An 18,248-nucleotide genomic window follows, 5' to 3' on the forward strand; every position below is an offset into this window, starting at 1 on the left:
CCAGCCATGACCAGCGACATCCTGCTCGAAGCGCGGGACATCAAGAAGTCCTTCGGCGGCGTCCACGCTCTCAAGGGAGCGTCGATGTCGATGCGCCGCGGCGAGATCACCGCCCTGATCGGCGACAACGGCGCGGGCAAGTCCACCCTCGTCCGCTGCCTCTCCGGGGTGCACCCCGCCGACTCCGGCACCATCACCCTCGACGGCGACGTGGTGCACTTCACCACTCCGCTCGGCGCGCGGGACGGCGGCATCGAGACGGTGCACCAGACCCTCGCCCTGGTCGAGGACCTGACCGTGTGGCAGAACTTCTTCCTCGGCCGCGAGCTCACCAAGGGCGTGCCCGGGGTGCGGTTCCTGGACCGGACGCAGATGAAGAAGACGGCCCAGGAGCTGCTCGGCGACCTCGCCGTGAACGTCCCGCCGGTCACCAGCAAGGTCCGCCGCCTCTCGGGCGGCCAGCGCCAGGCGGTCGCGATCGCCCGGGCCGCGGGCTGGGGCAGCAAGATCGTGATCATGGACGAGCCGACCGCGGCGCTCGGCGTTCAGGAGACGGCGCGCGTCGAGAAGATCATCCTCAAGCTGCGCGACGCCGGAGTGGCCGTGCTGCTGATCAGCCACAACTTCGACCAGGTGATGCGCCTGAGCGACCAGGTGTGGGTGATGCGCGCGGGCCTCGCCGTCGCCGGCCGCCGCACCGCCGAGACCAGCGGCGACGAGCTCGTCTCGCTGATCACGGGCGCGAAGGCCGCCTGATGCACCCCGAGTTCCTGCACCGCGGGAGCACGGAGCGCTCGTCGCCGATCGGGGTCCACGCGGGCCTGCTCGTCGGCGACTGGACGCCGGAGTCGGGGCGCCGCGCGATCGGCGCCGCCGCCTCGATCGGCTTCGACCTGATCGAGATCCCGGCGCCCGACGACCCCGACGCCTCCGCGTGGACCTCCGACCTGCTCGACGAGCACGGGATCGACGCGGTCGTCTCGCTCGCGCTGGACGCCGACTCCGACATCACCGACCAGGCCACGGCCGGCCGCGGCGAGGAGCGGCTCCTGGCGGCCGTGCGGTTCGCCGAGGCGATCGGCGCGCGGTACGTCGGCGGAGTCACCTACTCGGCCATGCGCAAGTACGAGCACGCGGCCGACGCGGCTGCCCGCTCGCGCTCGCTCGACGTGCTGCGGAGGGTCGCCGCGGCCGCCGCTCCCGCCGACGTCGTCGTCGGAGCGGAGTACGTGAACCGCTACGAGAGCAACCTGCTGAACACGGCCGCCCAGACCGCCGCGTTCCTCCGCGAGCTCGACGCGCCGAACGTGCTCCTGCACCTCGACACCTTCCACGCCCACCTCGAGGAGGTCGACCTCGCGAGCGCCGTCCGCGACGCCGGCGACCTGCTCGGCTACCTCCACGCCTCCGAGAACCACCGCGGAGAGCTGGGCACCGGGAGCACCGACTGGACCGGGCTCGCGGCGGCGCTCGCCGACTCCGGCTACCGCGGTCCGCTCACCCTCGAGAGCTTCTCGCCCGCCGTCCAGCCCCCGGCCTCGGCCGAGGGCATGGGTCTCTGGCGCGAGCTCTGGCACGACCCCGTCGCCCTCGCGACCTCCGGCCACGCGTTCCTCGCGGACCTGCTCGACACCGACCCCGCGGCCCGACGCCGCCCCTGAACCTCTCGAACCAAGGAGCACCACCATGACCACGAACCCTCTCGGAGTGCACGCCCTCGTCTTCGCCGGCGGCACCACCCCCGACGAAGTGACCGCGACGATCGAGCAGACCAAGGCGGCCGGATTCGACCTGCTGGAGCTCTCGCTGCACGACGTGCAGAACCTCGACACCGCCTCCGCCCGCGCCGCCCTCGAGGCGAACGACCTCGGCATCGTCTGCTCGCGCGGCCTCGCCTTCTCGGCCGACGTCTCCAGCGACGACCCGGAGGTGGTGGCCCGCGGCGCGAAGCTGCTCGCCGACTCCCTCGAGACCACCCACGCGCTCGGCGGCACCCACTTCACCGGCGCCCTCTACAGCGCGCTCGGGAAGTACAGCGCGCCCCTCTCGGCCGCGGGCCGCGCGAACGTCGTCTCGGTGCTGACCGACCTCGCCGCCGAGGCCTCGACGAAGGGCATGACCCTCGGCCTCGAGATCTGCAACCGCTACGAGACCAACGTCATCAACACCGCCGCGGACGCCCTGCGCCTCGCCGACGACATCGGCGCCGACAACGTCCTGATCCACCTGGACACGTACCACATGAACATCGAGGAGGACGACTTCTTCCGCCCGGTGCTGCTGGTCGGGGATCGTCTCGGGTATGTCCACATCGGCGAGAACCACCGCGGCTACCTCGGCAGCGGCCACCTCGACTTCACGACGTTCTTCCACGCCCTCGCCGCGATCGACTACCGCGGACCCATCACCTTCGAGTCGTTCTCGTCGGCCGTGGTCTCGCCGACCCTCTCGAACGACTTGGCCGTGTGGCGGAACCTCTGGAACGACGGCCCCGCGCTCGCTCGCCACGCCCACGGCTTCCTGGTGAACGCGCTGGAGAGCAGCCGTGGCGAGGCCTGAGACCGAGGTCGCGCCCGACGCGGTGCGGCCCGGCCTCGACGAGCTGGCCGGGCGCGCGCTCGCGCTGACCTCGCCGGGCCGCCGCGCGATCGTCGCGATCGCCGGCAGCCCCGGGGCCGGCAAGACCACGCTCGCCCGGGCGGTGGTCGCCCGCGCGAACGAGCTCGCGGGGGAGGGGACCGCCGCCTTCGTGCCGATGGACGGCTTCCACCTCGCCAACGCCACGCTCGACGAGCTCGGCCGCCACGACCGCAAGGGCGCCCTCGACACGTTCGACGGCTGGGGCTTCCTCGCCCTGGTGCGGAGGCTGCGCGCCGAGACCGACCACGTCGTCTACGCGCCCACCTTCGAGCGCACCGTCGACGAGGGAGTGGCCGGCGCGCTGGCCGTGCACCCCTCCGCGTCGCTCGTCGTGCTGGAGGGCAACTACCTCCTCGTCGACGAGGGCCCGTGGGCGCTGCTGCGCGCCGAGTTCGACGAGGCCTGGTTCTGCGCGACTCCCGAGACCGAGCGCTTCGAGCGCCTGGTCGACCGCCACGTCTCCTTCGGCCGCGCCCCCGAGGCGGCCTCCGCCTGGGCCTCCGAGGTCGACGGGCGGAACGCGCTGCTGATCGAGGCCACTCGCGACCGCGCCGACCTGATCGTGTCGGGGACGGCGGCGGGGGTGGTCTGACGCCCGATGTGGCGGAGGAGCGGTCCGCTTCGGGGCGCGACGTGGGCTCTCGGGCGTGTCCGGCCGGTCGATCGATCGGACGACGGAGGACCCGTCGCCCGGCGGATGCGGTCTCGACGGGTCGGGTGCCAGGCTCGAGGGATGGACGACTCGACACGGAACTCCACGGAACAGCCCTCTCCCACCACCCCGCCGGCCGGTGCGCCCCCCGGAGCCGGGCAGCCGCCCCTCCCCGTCGCTCTCCTCCTCCTGCTGCGGCGGAGCGACGGGCGGCCCACGGCTTCGTCGGGCGCTCTCGACACCGTCCTGGCCGCCTCCGTCCTCGCGGAGCTCTCCCTCCAGCGGCGCGTCGAGGTGGACGCCGGAGCCGTCGCCCTCGGGCCGGAGCGGTCCGCGCTCGGGGACGCCGTGCTCGACGGGGCCCTCGGGTGGATCGCAGCGGAGCGAGCACCGCGCAGCGTCTCCTGGTGGATCGCCCGCCTCACGCGGAGGGAGCTGCATGCCGCCCTCCTCGAGCGGGTCGCCGCCGTGGAGCCGGTGGAGGACGAGCGGCTGCGGATCCGGGTCGCCGAGGTCCTCGCGGCTCGGACGGCGCCCCTTCCGTCGGACGCGGCGCTCATCGGCCTGCTCGACGCGGCCGGAGCGCTCTCGCCGAGGCCCGGCATCCCGGACCGGCAGGCGATCCGGTCGCTCGCGGCGCAGCACTGGGCAGGGCCGGCGGCCGCCGCCGTCCTCGCGGGAACCGCCGCGAGTGTCACGGGAGCCGCGGTGATCGCGGCGACGACGACGGTCACGATCACCGGCATGTGATCCGACGCGTGCGGCTCGCTGAAGCCGCGCGCCCCTACTCCGCCGGGTAGTCGGGCGCGACGAAGACGCAGAACGGGTGGCCGGCCGGATCGGCGAGGACGTGGAGCGCCTCCTCCGGGTCCTCGCTCCTGTCCTCGATCAGCTCGGCGCCGAGAGCGAGCGCCCGGGTCTTCTGCCGGTCGAGCTCGTCGGCGTCCGCGACCATGAAGTCGAGGTGCAGCTGCTGCGGGACGGGCCCCTCCGGCCAGGTCGCGCGCGGCAGGGCGGCCACCCGCTGGAACGTGAGCTTCGCGCCGTCGGCGGTGACGATCGCGACCCACTCCGCCTCGTCGTCCGAGCCGTCCGCGGGCGGCTCGTCGCCGGGGCGGTACTCGCCGCCGAGCAGGGCGAGGTAGAAGGCGGAGAGGGCGCGGGCGTCCTCCGTGTCGAGGACGACCTGGCGCAGGCGCATGCGGGCAGGGTACCGCCGGACGAGCACTGGAGGGGGGATCACGTGCTGTGCGGGACGGCTGCGGCGGGCCGGGCGTCCGCGGGTCGCGCGCCGACGTCGGCTGAGAAGGGGCTCCCTGCCCCGACACGGCGGGCCGCGTCTCAGCGGAGGTCGTGCAGCTCTCTCGCTCCCGACCGCGCCGCCCTGCCACTCCGCGCCCGCTTCCTCAACCCCTCCCGGCTCCCGGCCTCGCGCCAGGGCCCGGCGCGTACTGTGGCCGCTGACTCACGACGGCTACGAGGGAGACACCATGACGGAGCAGATCGGAATCCCCGAGGCCGCGGCACTGGGGAGCGAGCGGCGGAGCATCGCGATCCTCGGAGCGGGCGGCGACCTCACCGAGCGGCTGCTGCTGCCGGGCCTGGGCCGGGTGGCCGAGCTCGCGCGCGACCTCGAGCTCACGCTGATCGGCGCGGCGCGCACGCCCCAGACCGACGAGGAGTGGCAGGGCCTCGTCCGCCGCAGCCTCGAGGCGGCCGGAGTCGCCCCGCACACGGTCGAGGCGCTCGCGTCGCGCGCGCGCTTCGTCGCCACCGACGCCTCCGACCCGGAGCAGCTGAAGGCCCTCCTCGACGCCTGCCCGTCGACCCCGGTGCTCTACGTCGCCCTGCCGCCGGCGATGGGGCACAAGGTCGCCGCCTCGCTCGCCGAGCTCGACCTCCCCGAGGAGCTGGTCGTCGCCATCGAGAAGCCGTTCGGCGAGGACCTCGACGACGCGATCGCCCTCAACGCGGCGTTCGCGAAGGTCCTCCCCGACAGCCGCCTCTGGCGCATCGACCACTTCCTCGGCAACGCGACCGTGCTGGGGATGCTGGGCCTGCGCTTCGGCAACAGCCTGCTCGAGGCGAGCTGGAGCGCCGAGTGGATCGAGAAGGTCGAGATCGTCTACGACGAGACGCTCGGCATCGAGGGCCGCGCGGCCTTCTACGAGAAGACCGGCGCGCTGCGCGACATGCTGCAGAGCCACCTCCTGATGGTGCTCGCGCTGACCACGATGGAGCGCCCCGACGAGGTCGCGCCCGACGAGGTCCACGCGCGCATGGCCGAGGTGCTCGGCGCCGTGCGGCTCTGGCGCGACGACCCCTCCTCCGCCCGCCGCGCCCGCTACACCGAGGGCCGCGTCGACGGCCGCTTCTTCCCCTCCTACGTCGACGAGCCCGACGTCGACCCCGAGACCGGCACCGAGACCCTCGCGCAGCTGCTGCTCCAGGTCGACACCCCGCGCTGGGCGGGCGTCCCCTTCGTCCTCCGCTCCGGCAAGGCGATCGGCGACCCGCGCCGGGAGGTGGCGATCCACTTCCGCGCCGCCACGCCCCCGCGCGGCCTGCAGGCGGCCGAGGGCGACGCCGGGACGGTCCTCCGGATCGGCCTCAAGGGCGGCGACGTCAGCCTCGACCTGGTCGTGAACAGCGCCGACGAGCTGACCGATCTCGAGCGCACCACCCTGACGGCGCAGCCCGGCGCGGCCACGCTCGACCCCTACGCGCAGGTCCTCGCCGGGATCCTGCAGGGCGACACCCTGCTCTCGGTCCCGGGCGACGTGGCCGAGCAGTGCTGGCGCATCATCACTCCGGTGCTCTCCGCCTGGGCCTCGGGCGACGCTCCGCTGGACGAGTACGAGGCGGGGAGCGCGGGGCCCGAGGGCTGGTGAGCGCGCGGGCTGAGGCGCGAGGGCTGAAGCGGGGTCGTTCCGGTTGCGGGAGACCCGCGAACGGAACGGTGGGTCATCGACTGATCGGGCGGGGCTTCTCCGGAGTCCGCTCTCCCCGAGCGGCTCGGCAGCGCGGCTCGGCAGCCTCCTGAAGTCTCCCGACCGAGGCGGCCGCCCTACTCTCACCAGGAGACGTGCACGAGACGTCGTGCCGCGTGAGAGAGGGAGTCCGATGAACCTGGTCGCGCCATTGCCCAAGCCCGTGGTCTTCGCGATCGCGGCCGTCTTCTCGGTGGTCGGGATCGTCCTCTTCGCGCTCGCCTACGGGAGTGCGATCGGCGCCGAGTGGTTCCCCGTCGCGACCACGATCGTCATCTTCGCCGCCATGGCCGTCGGACGAGTCGGCAAGCCTCAGGTGCTGGTCGCGAATCTCCTCTCCTATGTGACCGTGGGAGCCGGAGTCGTCGGGGGATATCTGACGGAGTTGACCACAGGAGGATTCGCGGTCGTCGCTGTCGCGGCAGCAGGCTTCGCTTTTCTTGAGGCTCGGGACGATTCGTTCTGGGGCGCTCAGGTCTCCCATTCCCGCGCGAAGCTGATCGTGGTTCTCGTGGCTGTCGCCGTGGGGGTCCTGCTCGCCGTAGCCGGCCTCTCCTTGCTGATCCTGCAGGAAGTCGCTTCTCGGGTGTGAGGGAATTCCTCCTCCGCCCGCTGTCGCCGGCCGGCGTCGCCGGTCGGGGCTGCGAGCCGAGCGATCGCCGCCCGTTGACCCTCCCGCCGGGGGAGACGGGATGCTGGAGGCATGTTGGGCATCGGGGAGTACGCAGGCATCACGGGTCTGAGCGTGAAGGCGCTCCGGCACTACGACGAGAAGGGCGTGCTGGTCCCGGCGGAGGTCGACGAGCGGTCGTCGTACCGCCGGTACGCCGACGCCCAGGTCCGGGCCGGAGTCGTGATCAGCGCCCTCCGAAGCGCAGGGGTGCCGCTGCCCGAGGTCGCGGCGGCGACTCGAGCCGGCACCGCGGCGGAGGCGCTGCAGGCGCACAGGGAGCGCGTGCTCGCGGAGCGGGAGCAGGAGGACCGGGCGTTCGAGGCCGCCGAGGTGGCGCTGCGGGCGCTCGCCGTGCCGGTCGAGGTCGCCGAGCGGACGATGTCGGCGCAGCCGTACGTCGGCCAGGTCCTCACGATCGCCCTGGACGAGGCCGACGGGCCGGGCGACGACGAGGCGAACGAGATCTTCGGCGCGCTCGCCACCCGAGTGCACGCGGCGGGGCTCGGGCCGACGGGACGTTTCTGGACGGCGCTCCGGGCGGGCGAGCCGGGTTCGGCGGAGCTCGTCTGCTGCTGGCCGACGTCGGCGGAGGCGGAGGGCGACCTCGCCGATCTCGCCGCGATCCTCCCGGCGCGCACCGAGCTGGTCGCCACCTGGCGCCCCCGCGACGGGGAGGAACTGCCCGAGGGGACCCTGCATCCGGCGATCGTCGCGCTCTTCGACGCCGCCGGAGACCGCGGTCTGCGGCTCGACGGGGTCGAGGTGCGGCAGACGGTGCTGGGGGAGGGGCCGGAGGACGTGGCGGTCGAGGTGTCGCTGACGGTCGCGGGGTGAGGGAGGCCGAGGCGTGCCTCAGGTAGGCCGGGTGCCAGCGCTCGAGGACCGGCTCGGCAGGACCGGCTCCTCAGGACCGAGCGGAGGCGGGTGTGGCGCCGTCCGGCCGATCCCGCGCCACTTCGTGCCACGGTCCGGGCCGTCTCCGTAGGCTCCGACGCATGACGAGCGGAGTCGAGGCCGGAGTCCATCGCGGTGACGAACGGACGGTCCTCGACCGCCCGTGGTTCGCGGTCGCGGCCTCCCTGGTCTTCGCCTTCGGCTGGCTGGTGGTCCCCGGCGTCGGCTGGCTGATCGGCGCCGTCGCCGTTCTCTGCAGTTCGGCGTGGACGCGGTCCGAGAAGGGATCGGCGCTGGCGATCCCGCTGGTCGCGGCCGCTCTGGTCGGCAGCGGGGTCGGGCTCTTCTACGGTCTGCACGGCGCGCCGAGCTCCAGCCTGACGACGTGGACGGCGGTGGGTGCCGGGATGCTGGCGGGAGGCGCGGCGACTGCGCTTCTGGGGGTCCGGCTGTGCGCTCGGGCACTCCGCCGGCCGGAGGAGTCCGCTGGAGGCTCGCTCTCACCAGCTGCCCCGGCCTCGGGCGCGCACGACGTCGGCTGAGAGGAGGGGCGTGGGCTCCTGAGGGAGGCCGCCCTGTCTCAGCGGAGGTTGTGCGGCCGCTCGCCGGCCCCGCTCGCGTCGTAGCGGAGCCGCACCAGCTCAGAGCCCGGCAGAACCGTCGCGTCGAGGAGGCGCAGCCCGTGCTGCGGCGCCCCGGAGTAGAGCGGCGTCCCGCCGCCCGCGAGTCCGGCGCCGACGAGGACGATCAGCTCGTCCACCAGGCCCTGCTCGAGGAGCGGGTTCCAGGTCGTGCCGCTGCCGAACATCAGCAGGTCGCCCCCGTCGCCCTGCTTGAGCAGCTCGATCTCGGCCGGACCCTGCTTCTGCGGCACGATCCGGGTGGTGGCGGCCCACGGCGCCTCCGGATCGGGAGCCAGGGAGTCGCTGATCACCAGCGCGTCGAGCGACGTGACCAGCCGCGCGGTCTCGTGCTCCCGCTCGCCCGCCGTCCCGTCCGCGGCGACGGCGCTCCAGCTGTCCCAATTGTCGCGGAACCAGCGGCCGCCGTAGACGAGCGTGCCCGCGCGGCGCAGCAGCTCGAGGTTGTGGTCGTTGAACGCGTCCTCGAACGGCAGCGCCGAGAGGTCGTGCCCGGGCCCCTCGAAGCGGCCATCGAGCGAGGTGAGGACGGAGACGACGAGCCTGCTCATGCGGGGGATGCTACTCAGGCGGGGGCGCCGGGCGAGGGGTTTCGCACCCCTCCTCACATCGCCGCCCCCAGCGCGTCCCGCAGCGTCGCCCGCGCCCGCGCGTGCCGGCTCCGCACGGTCGCGGCGCGGAGGGACAGGATCTCGGCCGCCTCGGCGAGGGAGAAGCCGTCCCAGTAGACGAGGGTGATGATCTCCTGGTCGACGGGCTTCAGCTGCGCGATCGCGGCGCGGACGTCCTCCGCCGCGTCGTCGGCGGGTGCGGGCGGAGTGATGCGGAGCTCCTCCGCCAGCCGCTCGACGAGCGCGCTCCTCCGGGTCGCGGTGCGGCGCTGGCCCGAGAGCACCCGCCGTGCGACGCCGAACGCCCACATCCGCGCGCGCGTCTCGTCCTCGGGGATCGACCGCTCCTTCCGCCAGAGGATCAGGAGGGTGTCGCTGAGGAGGTCCGCGGCGTCCTCGGGGCTCGCCGTCCGCCGCGCGAAGTAGCGGAGCAGGTCCGGCGCCTCCCGCTCGACCAGGGCCGTGATCTCTGCCCCGCGGTCGCGCGCGGGGGAGCGGACGACGCTGCGGGCCAGGGACGGTGCCGCCTCGCCGGCGCTCATCACAGCTCTCCCGTGCAGTCGGTGCTGCCGCCCAGGCCGCCGTCGCCCTCGACGATCACGCCGTCGGGGATCGTGTCGAGGATGTGGTCGTCCGCCGCGGTGATCCAGGCGCGCCAGCGGATCGTCTCCTCCGAGAGGCCGGGGCCGTCGCTGTTCATGTCCGAGGCCAGCCATACGGGGTCGGTCGTGTAGGCGAGCGCGTCGTCGTGGATCCGCTGGCCGACGCCGCTCCAGTCCTGCGCGCGGAGGTAGGCGGTCGCGGAGGTGGTGACCTCGCGGTAGTCGATCTCTCCGTTGAAGTAGTCGATCGAGCACGACACCGCTGCGCCGGAGTCGGTGGTGTAGCTGATCGGGATCGTGAAGTCGGGGACCGAGCGGACGTCGGTGCCGGCGCTGGTCGCCAGCACGAGACCCGGGACGAGGAGGACGGGAGCCGCCAGCCACCACGCCCTCGACCGCGCGGGACGGCGAGGCGCGCGTTCGCGGGTCTCGGCGATCACGCTGTGCAGGGCGGCGCGGACACCGGGCGCCCGGTCGTCGGTCGCGGGGTCGCTGCGGGAGAGCAGGTCGTCGAGTGTGGGTCGCGTCATCGGGTCCATCCTTCGTCGGTCGGGCGTCTACCGAGTACGTGGCCGGGTGGGGCCCGAGCGTTGCACGGGACCTGACGGGAGGAGTGAGCCGAGGCGGTCGCGCGCGCTCACTTCTTAGAACTCCTTCGCGAGGACCCGTCGAAAGGCGCCATATTCGGCTTCACCCCGGTCCTTTTCTCATCGGTTATGGCCCCGACAAGGGGGGCTCACTTCTCTATGGCGAGAGGGAGGCCGACCTATACGTTCATCTTCGGAAGCCCGCGGGGAATGCGTGCTCCCCTCCGGAGTCTGGGGCCTCCGCACTCGCTGCGACATCCGTGTCGTTCGTCGTGTCGACGTTTCGCTCATCTCCACGATCGACTACACGACTGAGAAGCAGAACCATGGCTTTCACGACCCGGCGGCGCCGCCACTCACGGCACCGATCGCCGTCGCGCCTCGGAATGCGGGCCGTCGTCTTCGCGACGATCGGCGCTCTCCTCGTCGGCTCGTGGGGGCTCGGCGACGTCTCCGCCTCGTCTCCCGCTCAGGCCGCGAACCAGGCGGATCCGGTCGCCGGCGACGCCCCCGCTCCTCTCGCGACGCCCGTCGCACCGACACCGCCGGCAGCCCCCGAGGCCGATCCGGCACCCGCCCCCTCCGCATCTGCCACCTCGGCACCCACTCCGTCAGCGTCCGCCCCGTCAGCGTCCGCCCCGTCGACGTCCGCCCCGTCGACGTCCGCCCCGTCGGCACCCGCCGAGGCCGCGGAGTCGCCGAGTGCGACGGCGGAGGAGCCCGCTCAGGACGAGCCCGATCCCAAAGCGCCCCGCAGCGCCGCGCAGACGGAGCAGCCCGTCGAGCCGACGCCCGCCGAGTCGGCGCCCGCTCCCGCGGCGGCCTCGGACGACGATCAGGAGTCGGACCGCGGCCCGCCCGCGACGGCGCGAGCAGCGGGAGGCTTCTCCACGCTCGCGGCCGGCGTCGCCGAGGCCCCGCGACAGGTGTGGACGGAGACCTTCGAGCAGGGCCTGACCGCCACCCCGAGCGCGCTCACCGCCTACGCGAACGGCCGCTACACGGCCGCCACCGGCTGGTCGACCGCCACGAACTGCACCGGCGTCCTGGTCAACTACACGGCGCCGTACCCCAACTCCGCCTTCTGCCCGACCCGGCCCCTCCTCACCGTCGGCACGGGATCGTCGGCCGCACGCGAGACCCGCCGCATGGCGGACGTCCTCGGCCAGGTGGCGGCCGGAGTGCCGGGGTCCACCTCCAGCACCGCACCGGCCAACGGCTCGACCACCGGCACGCAGGCGAACCACGCCCTGGTCGAGTACCCCTACGCCACCGTCACCGGCGGCACGACCGTCGCCCAGAGCGCCGCGGGGATCGGCGTCTCCGCTCCCGCCGCCCGCTACTACGCCGTCGGCATGAACGCCGCCGGCGGGCAGTGCGGGACGAACAACGCGTCCCTCTCCCTCAACCTGGTGTCCGGCGGGTCGACCGTCCTCACCGGATTCGCCGCACCGGTCGTGCCCTGCGCCGCGACCGGCAGCGTGTTCTACACGTCCCCGACCCTCCCGCTGGTCGGCGGGCTCGGCGCGCTCGTCGATCCCGCGCTCCCCGCCTCCGCCCGCGCCGCCGCCTACACCGGCACGAGCACCGCGCTCCTCACTCCGGCGCAGATCGCGGCGGCCCAGGTGCAGCTCGTGAACACGGTCACCGGCACGGGAAGCGCCTTCGCCGTCGACGACCTCCGCGTGCTCGACGTCACTCCCGCTCTCGACGCGGCCTTCACGCAGGCCGTGCCGACCGCGACGGTGCCGACCACGCTGACCTACACGGTCACCAACACCAGCGACCTCCTCGCGAAAGCGGACTGGCGCTTCTCGACCGCTCTCCCGGCCGGCCTCGTCGTGGCCCCGACGCCTGCTGTCGGCGGGTCCTGCACCGACGTCACCGGAACCGCGTTCGCCGTCACTGCGGCCGCCGGATCCTCCTCCGTCTCGACCGTCGGCGGCGACCTCGCCGCGGGCGCGACCTCCTGCACGATCTCGGTGGACGTGGTGGCCGCCGCCGCCGGGACGTACAGCACCGGGACCACGACTCCCACCGGCCTCATCGCCTCCGCCCCGACGTCCGTGACGATCCAGGCCGCGACGACCCTCACCGTCCGGAAGAACCTGCCGGTGCGCAGCGCCACGGGCGACCAGTTCACGCTCTCGGTGCGCAGCGGCACGACGGTCCTCGCGTCGGCGACCACCACGGGCACCGCCACCGGGATCCAGGCCGCGCAGATCAGCCGCCTCACCGTGCAGTCCGGAGCGACGTACACGATCGCCGAGGCGCAGACCGCGGGCGCGGGCCTGGGGTACTCCAACAGCTACGAGTGCTCGCGCGGCGGCACGGTCATCGCCTCCGGAGCATCCGCCGCCGGGTCGATCACGATCCCCAGCGAGGCGGGAGCGGAGGTGCTCTGCACCTTCACGAACACCGTGCAGACGCCGCGCCTGTTCTGCGACACCGGCCGCTTCTACTCCCTCACGGCGGCCGGCGCCCTGCAGCAGGCCGACATCGTCACGGGATCCCTGACCTCGATCGGCAGCTGGTCGGGGACCGCCGAGGCCAACGCGCTCGGCGTCGGCGCGAACGGCGCCTTCGCCTACGCGCTGGACCGCTCGTCCGACGCGACGGACGTCGACGCCGTCCTCAAGTGGACGCCGGAGGTCGGCTTCCAGAGGATCGCGAACAGCGCGTACACGACCGTGGCCGGCGGAGCGCAGGTGACCGGCAGCATCGTCGCCGGCGCGGTCGACCTCCGGACGGGCCGGTACCTGTTCGGCAGCTTCGCGAGCGGCCAGTTCTACATCTGGAGCTTCACCGAGGCCAACCCCGTCGCCACCCGGTTCGCCCTCGTCGGCTCCTTCCCCACCTCCGGAACCCCCAACGGCAACGGCGACATGGCGTTCGACGCTCGCGGCAACCTCTACGTCGTCGGCGCGGGCTCGGTCAACAACGCCAGCAGCGCCGCGATCTTCACCGTGCCGGCCGACGCCCTGGCCGCGGCGACCGGCGGCACCCTCCCGGTGAACACCTCGATCGCGAAGGCCGTGACGGGGACCGACGCCGCCTTCGCCAACATCAACGGCATCGCCTTCTCGCCGCGTGGAACCGTCTACCTCGCCAACGGCGACGTCGCCGCCGCGAACGGCGCCCCGGCGATTCCCGGCAGCGCCTACGAGTTCGACGCCACCACCTGGACCCGCGTCAGCGGCACGCCGCGCGTGAGCGTCAACGCCGTCGACCTCTCCGGCTGCTCCTCGCCGGCCACGATCACCGTGCAGAAGAGCGTGGTCGGGCGCCTGGCCGCGGCGGACCAGTTCCAGCTCACGGCCGCCGCCGGCTCCCCGGCGTCGCCGTTCGCCACGGCCACCACCACCGGCGCCACCACCGGCCGCCAGACCGCGCAGATCGGCCCCTTCCCCACTCCGATCAACAGCACGGTGACGGTCTCGGAGGCGATGGCCGCGGGCTCCGCCTCCCCGATCACCGCCTACACGAGCATCTACGAGTGCTACGCGGACGGCGTGCGGGTGAGCACGGGCTCGAACCCGACCGGGACGGTCACCCTCCCGAACCGGCTCGGCGTCAACGTCACCTGCACCTTCTTCAACTCCCCGCGCCCCGCCTCCACCGTGCGGATCACCAAGACGATCCGGGACGCCTCCGGCACCACCCGCCCCGGCGTGGACTGGACCGTGGGCACGACCGCGACGGCCACCGCCGGCACCGTCGCCCTGCTGCCGGAGCAGTCGCCCCGCCAGCAGACGGACGCCGCAGGCCAGGCCGCCTGGACCGTCCTGTTCGGCACGGAGGCGTCGCGGGCGACGCTCACCGTCTCGGAGGTGCAGCAGACGGGCTTCGCGTTCGTCAGCGGCGCCTGCACCGTCAACGGCACCGCCCGGGCGACCACGTTCTCGCAGACCGGGACCGTCATCAGCGCGAGCCTCACCGGCATCGCCTCCGCGGCGGTCGTCGAGTGCTCGATCGTGAACCGGCCCACGGCCTCCCTCACGCTCGTGAAGACGGTGAGCTCCGGCAGCGCGCTGCCCAGTGACTTCACGCTCAGCGCCACCGGCCCGACCGGCGCCCTGCCCGGCCCGACCGGCCGCGCAGGCTCCGCGGGCGTGTCGGCGATCCCCGTCACCCCGGGTGCCGCCTACCGGCTCGCCGAGACCGGGGGCCCCGCCACCTCCGTGCAGACCGGCCCCTGGCAGTGCCGCACCGACACCGGCGCCGTCCTCACCGTGAGCGCGGCCGGAGACGTGACCCCGACGAACGGTGCCGCCGTCACCTGCACCGTGGACAACGCCAGCGCGACGATCACCCTGGTCAAGCAGGTCCTGCGCCCCCAGACCGGTTTCCAGGCGGCCGACTGGCGCGTCACCGCGACGCCCGCCGCACTGGCCGGAGCGACGCTCCCGACGGAGACCCGGGCCGGCGCGGAGTACGTCGCCGCGGGCAACCCGGCGAGCACCTTCGAGGTGCGACCAGGTCACGGCTACACGCTGTCCGAGGCGGCGACGGATCCGACCCGCCGCCTCGCCTACCAGGAACTGCGTCTCGAGCGCCTGACCGGGACGACGTGGTCCCCGGTCGCCTCGCGGACGATCACGGCCCCCACGGCCGGTCAGACGGCGGTCTACCGCTTCGTCAACGCCCCCGTGGACCCCACACGCCTGCCGCTGACCGGTGGCGCCAGCACCGACGCGTTCCTCCTGGGAGGGGGGTCGGTGCTCACTCTCGCACTCGGCCTCCTCCTCTGGGAGCGGCGCCGGAGGCTGCGAGGCCCCTCCCGGTGACGCCCCGACCGAGAGCCCCGGCGCTCTCCCGCAGACCCCTTCCCGCACACCTTCGACTCCACGACACCAGCACTCACGACCTCAGTAGGAGAGATCACATGTCCCGCTCACTCACCAGGCGGCTCGCCGCCGCAGCCGGCGTCCTCGCGCTGAGCGCTGCGGCGGTCTTCACCGCCGTCGCGCCGGCGTCAGCGGTCACGCTGCCCGGCAACATCGACCCGACCATCAGCCGCACCCTCACCGTGCACAAGCTCGCGCTGGGCTCCAACAACGGCCAGGCGATCGGCACCGGCCAGGAGATCACGGTCCCCGGTGACGCGCTGCCCGGAGCCGTGTTCACCGCCGCGCGCGTCCAGGGCGTCGACCTCACCACGCCCGACGGCTGGAACCAGGTCGCGAACCTGACCCCGGGCACCGCCGCGACCCGTGTCACCGCCGCCGACACCTTCACCGCCACCAGCGGCACGGACGGCGAGGCCGTGTTCAACAACGGCGCGAGCATGCCGCTCGGCCTCTACCTCGTGACCGAGACCCAGCTCCCCGCCGGAGCGACCAACGGCGCGGCGCCGTTCCTCGTCACCCTGCCGTTCCCGACGGGCCCGACCGGTGCGCCGGCGAACCAGTGGATCTACGACGTCCACGTCTACCCCAAGAACGCGGTCACGGAGCTCACCAAGACGCGCGTCCCCGCGGCGGCGAACTCGGTCGAGGCGCGCAACCCCGACCTCATCCGCTGGGCCATCGCCTCGGACGTGCCGGTGCTCGCCGCCGGTGACGCGCTGGAGGCGTTCACCCTCACCGACACGCTCCCCGCCGAGCTGACCTACCTGCCGACCGGCCCGGCCGGCGTCGCGCCCACCGGCATCACGGTGACCAGCGCCGCGGGCACCGCGCCCGCACCGGCGTTCATCGCGAACACCGACTACACGCTCGGCTACGACGCCGCGACCCGGAACGTGACGCTGAACTTCTTGCAGGCCGGCCTCACGAAGCTCCAGGGTCTTCAGGGCGGCGTCGTCACCCTCACGGTGCTCACCCGCGCCACCGCCATCCCGGCCAACGGCATCATCACCAACTCGGCGACGAGCGTCGTGAACGGGGCCACGGAGACGGTCACCGGCAGCACCCCGATCGGTCAGCTGACCGTGTACGCCTACCAGAACAACGGCGCCAACCGCGTGCCGCTCGCGGGTGCGGTCTACCAGGTGTTCCTCACCGAGAACGACGCCAACCTCGGCCAGAACCCGGTGTTCATCAACGGCAACCAGAACTGGACGACCGGAGCGAACGGCTTCGTCGAGATCCCGATCATCACGCCGGGCAACTACTACGTCCGCGAGCTGACCCCGCCCGCCGGATTCCGTCTGCCGACCCCGGCCCAGGTGCTGACGCAGGTCGTCGCCGGACCGAGCTCGGCCACCGCGCCGATCCAGAACTACGTCGAGTTCCTCCACACCCAGGTGCCGGCGTTCGCCCTGCCCCTCACCGGTGGCGGCGCGCAGTGGTTCACCCTCGGTGGAGGCGCGCTCCTCGCCCTCGCGATCGGTTCGGGCCTGATCGCCTCGCGCCGCCGCACCGCGCTGGCTGCTCAGACCGCGGAGTAACGTCACACCATGACGAAGTCGAATGCGGGGCACCCGTCGGGTGCCCCGCATTCCTCTGTCTCCAGCCCTTTTCCTCCACGGAGGCGGATCCACCGCCGGCCGCGGTGGCGGCTCCCGATCGCCCCGCTGGTCATCGCGCTCATCAGCCTCTCGGGGGTGGCGCTGCTGCTGTACCCCGTCGCCGCCAGCTGGCTCAGCGCCGTCGAGCAGGCGCGCGAGATCGACTCCCTCACGCAGGACATCACCGACCTCGGCGCCGAGACCCTCCGGCAGAACCTCGTCGAGGCCCGCGCCTACAACCAGAGCCTCAGCGGAGGCGGCGCCGCCGTCGCCGCGAACGAGCGTCTCCCCCTCGCCGACGACGAGCAGGTCGCCGACCGCGAGCGCTACTCCTCCCTCCTGCGCGGCGACGCCGAGGGGCTGATGGCCCGGATCCGGATCCCCGCCATCGACGTGGATCTGCCGATCTTCCACGGCACGAGCGACGCCGTCCTCGAGCGCGGCGTCGGCCACCTCGAGGGCACCGCCCTGCCGGTCGGCGGCCCCTCCACCCACTCGGTGCTCACCGGCCACCGCGGCCTCGCCTCGGCCGAGCTCTTCACCCACCTCGACCGCGTCGACGTGGGCGACACCTTCACCATCGAGGTCTACGGCGAGGTGGTCACCTACCGCGTGCGCGAGACGCTGGTCGTCGAGCCGGAGGACACGCAGAGCCTCCTCGTGCAGCCCGGCCAGGACCTCCTGACCCTCGTCACCTGCACCCCGCTCGGGATCAACACCCACCGCATCCTCGTCACCGGCGAACGGGTGATCCCGACGCCGCAGTCGGACGTGGACGCGGCGGGGGAGTCGCCCGACGTCGCTGGGTTCCCGTGGTGGGCGATCGCGGCCGGAGGCGCTGTGGTCGCTGCAGGGGTTTACGTCTGGTGGGCGGGGCGGCCGGCCCGCGGTGCGTGGGTGCCGGTGGTGGTCGACGAGGAGCGGGACAGGATTCCCGCGGGGCTGTGAGGCGAGGGGGTACGGATCTCCGCCGTCCTGCTCCGGTCGCCTCGGCGCCGTGCTGTCCCCGTCGCCGTGATCGCGGCTGTGCCGGCCCGGTCAGGCGGGGCGCCACTCCTCGAGGAACTCGGCGACCGTCTTCGTCTCGAGGTCGAGCTCGACCTGACCGAGGAGGTAGTGGGGATCGGTGAGATCGGCCTTCACGCGGATGATCTCCGCGCCGGTGTCGAGGCGGACGACGACGAGGTCGTAGGGCGCGAGGAACCCGCTGCCGAGCGCCATGTCGATGGTGAGGCGGAGCCGCCCGAAGCGCCTCAGCTGCAGCTCGGCGCGGAGGTGCTCGGCGGCGACCTCGGGGGTGTCGGGAGTGGGGTCGGGCATGGGGGAGACGGTACCGAAGCGGGGGTGGCAGACCACTGGTCGCCCGTGGCATCACGGGGTCATCCACCTCGTAGTGAGTCGGCACGAAAACGCCGGCCGGGTCGTACGCCCAGGCAGCTACCACTACGACTACGAGCGAGCCATCTCTGGCGGTCGCCGTACGTTTCCCGTCGTCGGTCGAGGCGAG

General features: G+C 73.2%; 17 protein-coding genes. 12 read left to right on the forward strand and 5 right to left on the reverse strand.

Translation table 11 applies throughout. The annotated features are described in order from the left end of the window. The first annotated feature begins 6 nt into the window (after window positions 1-6). The 5 genes from C5D50_RS04220 (at window position 7) to C5D50_RS04240 (ending at window position 4,042) form a co-directional block, all read left to right on the forward strand. Window positions 7-756 carry an ATP-binding cassette domain-containing protein gene (locus tag C5D50_RS04220; protein ID WP_104222715.1) on the forward strand — a complete coding sequence of 250 codons (750 nt, stop codon included), beginning with the start codon at window positions 7-9 and terminating at the stop codon, window positions 754-756. Beyond that, complete coding sequence (locus C5D50_RS04225) at window positions 756-1,661, forward strand: sugar phosphate isomerase/epimerase (RefSeq protein WP_104282817.1); 906 nt, start codon at window positions 756-758, stop codon at window positions 1,659-1,661. Before C5D50_RS04220 ends, C5D50_RS04225 begins: the two co-directional genes overlap by 1 nt. Window positions 1,662-1,686: 25 nt before the next feature. After that, window positions 1,687-2,559: a sugar phosphate isomerase/epimerase gene (locus C5D50_RS04230; RefSeq protein WP_104225811.1), complete on the forward strand. Its 873-nt coding sequence runs from the start codon at window positions 1,687-1,689 to the stop codon at window positions 2,557-2,559. Beyond that, window positions 2,546-3,232, forward strand: coding sequence for a nucleoside/nucleotide kinase family protein (locus C5D50_RS04235; protein WP_208543338.1), 687 nt, complete (start codon window positions 2,546-2,548; stop codon window positions 3,230-3,232). The genes C5D50_RS04230 and C5D50_RS04235 overlap by 14 nt, the downstream gene beginning before the upstream one ends. A 141-nt stretch (window positions 3,233-3,373) precedes the next feature. Then, complete coding sequence (locus C5D50_RS04240; RefSeq protein WP_181137286.1) at window positions 3,374-4,042, forward strand: GPP34 family phosphoprotein; 669 nt, start codon at window positions 3,374-3,376, stop codon at window positions 4,040-4,042. 34 nt (window positions 4,043-4,076) lie between these two features. Here C5D50_RS04240 and C5D50_RS04245 read toward each other — a convergent pair whose 3' ends face one another. Continuing rightward, window positions 4,077-4,493, reverse strand: coding sequence for a VOC family protein (locus tag C5D50_RS04245; protein ID WP_104239613.1), 417 nt, complete (start codon window positions 4,491-4,493; stop codon window positions 4,077-4,079). Window positions 4,494-4,782: 289 nt separating this feature from the next. On the opposite strand from C5D50_RS04245, the gene C5D50_RS04250 reads away from it, so the two are divergent. From C5D50_RS04250 to C5D50_RS04265, 4 genes are all read left to right on the forward strand, one after another. After that, window positions 4,783-6,183 (forward strand): glucose-6-phosphate dehydrogenase, encoded by a 1,401-nt coding sequence (locus C5D50_RS04250; RefSeq protein WP_104288934.1) that lies wholly within the window; start codon window positions 4,783-4,785, stop codon window positions 6,181-6,183. A 232-nt stretch (window positions 6,184-6,415) separates the two neighbouring features. Beyond that, the gene (locus C5D50_RS04255; RefSeq protein ID WP_104282823.1) at window positions 6,416-6,874 is read left to right on the forward strand and encodes a hypothetical protein; all 459 of its coding nucleotides are present in this window, start codon (window positions 6,416-6,418) and stop codon (window positions 6,872-6,874) included. A 111-nt stretch (window positions 6,875-6,985) separates the two neighbouring features. Beyond that, on the forward strand, window positions 6,986-7,789 hold the full coding sequence (locus C5D50_RS04260; RefSeq protein ID WP_104282824.1) for a MerR family transcriptional regulator: 804 nt from the start codon (window positions 6,986-6,988) through the stop codon (window positions 7,787-7,789). Window positions 7,790-7,950: 161 nt separating this feature from the next. After that, window positions 7,951-8,391: a hypothetical protein gene (locus C5D50_RS04265; protein ID WP_104282825.1), complete on the forward strand. Its 441-nt coding sequence runs from the start codon at window positions 7,951-7,953 to the stop codon at window positions 8,389-8,391. Window positions 8,392-8,429: 38 nt separating this feature from the next. On the opposite strand, the gene C5D50_RS04270 is transcribed toward C5D50_RS04265, so the two are convergent. From C5D50_RS04270 to C5D50_RS04280, 3 genes are read right to left on the reverse strand one after another with little or no spacing between them, the layout of a single operon-like run. Then, on the reverse strand, window positions 8,430-9,041 hold the full coding sequence (locus C5D50_RS04270) for a dihydrofolate reductase family protein (protein ID WP_104282826.1): 612 nt from the start codon (window positions 9,039-9,041) through the stop codon (window positions 8,430-8,432). 53 nt (window positions 9,042-9,094) lie between these two features. Next, window positions 9,095-9,643: an RNA polymerase sigma factor gene (locus C5D50_RS04275; protein ID WP_104282827.1), complete on the reverse strand. Its 549-nt coding sequence runs from the start codon at window positions 9,641-9,643 to the stop codon at window positions 9,095-9,097. Further along, complete coding sequence (locus C5D50_RS04280; protein ID WP_104282828.1) at window positions 9,643-10,233, reverse strand: hypothetical protein; 591 nt, start codon at window positions 10,231-10,233, stop codon at window positions 9,643-9,645. Before C5D50_RS04280 ends, C5D50_RS04275 begins: the two co-directional genes overlap by 1 nt. 383 nt (window positions 10,234-10,616) lie before the next feature. On the opposite strand from C5D50_RS04280, the gene C5D50_RS04285 reads away from it, so the two are divergent. The 3 genes from C5D50_RS04285 (at window position 10,617) to C5D50_RS04295 (ending at window position 17,689) form a co-directional block, all read left to right on the forward strand. Then, window positions 10,617-15,077, forward strand: coding sequence for an LPXTG cell wall anchor domain-containing protein (locus C5D50_RS04285; protein WP_146086877.1), 4,461 nt, complete (start codon window positions 10,617-10,619; stop codon window positions 15,075-15,077). A 98-nt stretch (window positions 15,078-15,175) separates the two neighbouring features. Further along, the gene (locus tag C5D50_RS04290; RefSeq protein ID WP_104282830.1) at window positions 15,176-16,681 is read left to right on the forward strand and encodes a SpaH/EbpB family LPXTG-anchored major pilin; all 1,506 of its coding nucleotides are present in this window, start codon (window positions 15,176-15,178) and stop codon (window positions 16,679-16,681) included. Between the two features lie 9 nt (window positions 16,682-16,690). After that, complete coding sequence (locus tag C5D50_RS04295; RefSeq protein WP_104282831.1) at window positions 16,691-17,689, forward strand: class C sortase; 999 nt, start codon at window positions 16,691-16,693, stop codon at window positions 17,687-17,689. Window positions 17,690-17,779: 90 nt separating this feature from the next. On the opposite strand, the gene C5D50_RS04300 is transcribed toward C5D50_RS04295, so the two are convergent. After that, a complete protein-coding gene (locus C5D50_RS04300; RefSeq protein ID WP_104319433.1) occupies window positions 17,780-18,061 on the reverse strand; it encodes a hypothetical protein in 282 nt (93 codons plus the stop codon). Between the last annotated feature and the right edge of the window lie 187 nt (window positions 18,062-18,248).

It is taken from the genome of Rathayibacter sp. RFBD1 (assembly GCF_002932915.1).
In the GTDB taxonomy this organism is placed as follows: Bacteria; Actinomycetota; Actinomycetes; order Actinomycetales; family Microbacteriaceae; genus Rathayibacter.

Coding starts and splice junctions, on each gene's coding strand:
- C5D50_RS04220 (WP_104222715.1), top strand. CDS start 7: ATGACCAGCGACATCCTGCTCGAAGCGCGGGACATCAAGAAGTCCTTC.
- C5D50_RS04225 (WP_104282817.1), top strand. CDS start 756: ATGCACCCCGAGTTCCTGCACCGCGGGAGCACGGAGCGCTCGTCGCCG.
- C5D50_RS04230 (WP_104225811.1), top strand. CDS start 1,687: ATGACCACGAACCCTCTCGGAGTGCACGCCCTCGTCTTCGCCGGCGGC.
- C5D50_RS04240 (WP_181137286.1), top strand. CDS start 3,374: ATGGACGACTCGACACGGAACTCCACGGAACAGCCCTCTCCCACCACC.
- C5D50_RS04245 (WP_104239613.1), bottom strand. CDS start 4,493: ATGCGCCTGCGCCAGGTCGTCCTCGACACGGAGGACGCCCGCGCCCTC.
- C5D50_RS04250 (WP_104288934.1), top strand. CDS start 4,783: ATGACGGAGCAGATCGGAATCCCCGAGGCCGCGGCACTGGGGAGCGAG.
- C5D50_RS04255 (WP_104282823.1), top strand. CDS start 6,416: ATGAACCTGGTCGCGCCATTGCCCAAGCCCGTGGTCTTCGCGATCGCG.
- C5D50_RS04260 (WP_104282824.1), top strand. CDS start 6,986: ATGTTGGGCATCGGGGAGTACGCAGGCATCACGGGTCTGAGCGTGAAG.
- C5D50_RS04265 (WP_104282825.1), top strand. CDS start 7,951: ATGACGAGCGGAGTCGAGGCCGGAGTCCATCGCGGTGACGAACGGACG.
- C5D50_RS04270 (WP_104282826.1), bottom strand. CDS start 9,041: ATGAGCAGGCTCGTCGTCTCCGTCCTCACCTCGCTCGATGGCCGCTTC.
- C5D50_RS04275 (WP_104282827.1), bottom strand. CDS start 9,643: ATGAGCGCCGGCGAGGCGGCACCGTCCCTGGCCCGCAGCGTCGTCCGC.
- C5D50_RS04280 (WP_104282828.1), bottom strand. CDS start 10,233: ATGACGCGACCCACACTCGACGACCTGCTCTCCCGCAGCGACCCCGCG.
- C5D50_RS04285 (WP_146086877.1), top strand. CDS start 10,617: ATGGCTTTCACGACCCGGCGGCGCCGCCACTCACGGCACCGATCGCCG.
- C5D50_RS04290 (WP_104282830.1), top strand. CDS start 15,176: ATGTCCCGCTCACTCACCAGGCGGCTCGCCGCCGCAGCCGGCGTCCTC.
- C5D50_RS04295 (WP_104282831.1), top strand. CDS start 16,691: ATGACGAAGTCGAATGCGGGGCACCCGTCGGGTGCCCCGCATTCCTCT.
- C5D50_RS04300 (WP_104319433.1), bottom strand. CDS start 18,061: ATGCCCGACCCCACTCCCGACACCCCCGAGGTCGCCGCCGAGCACCTC.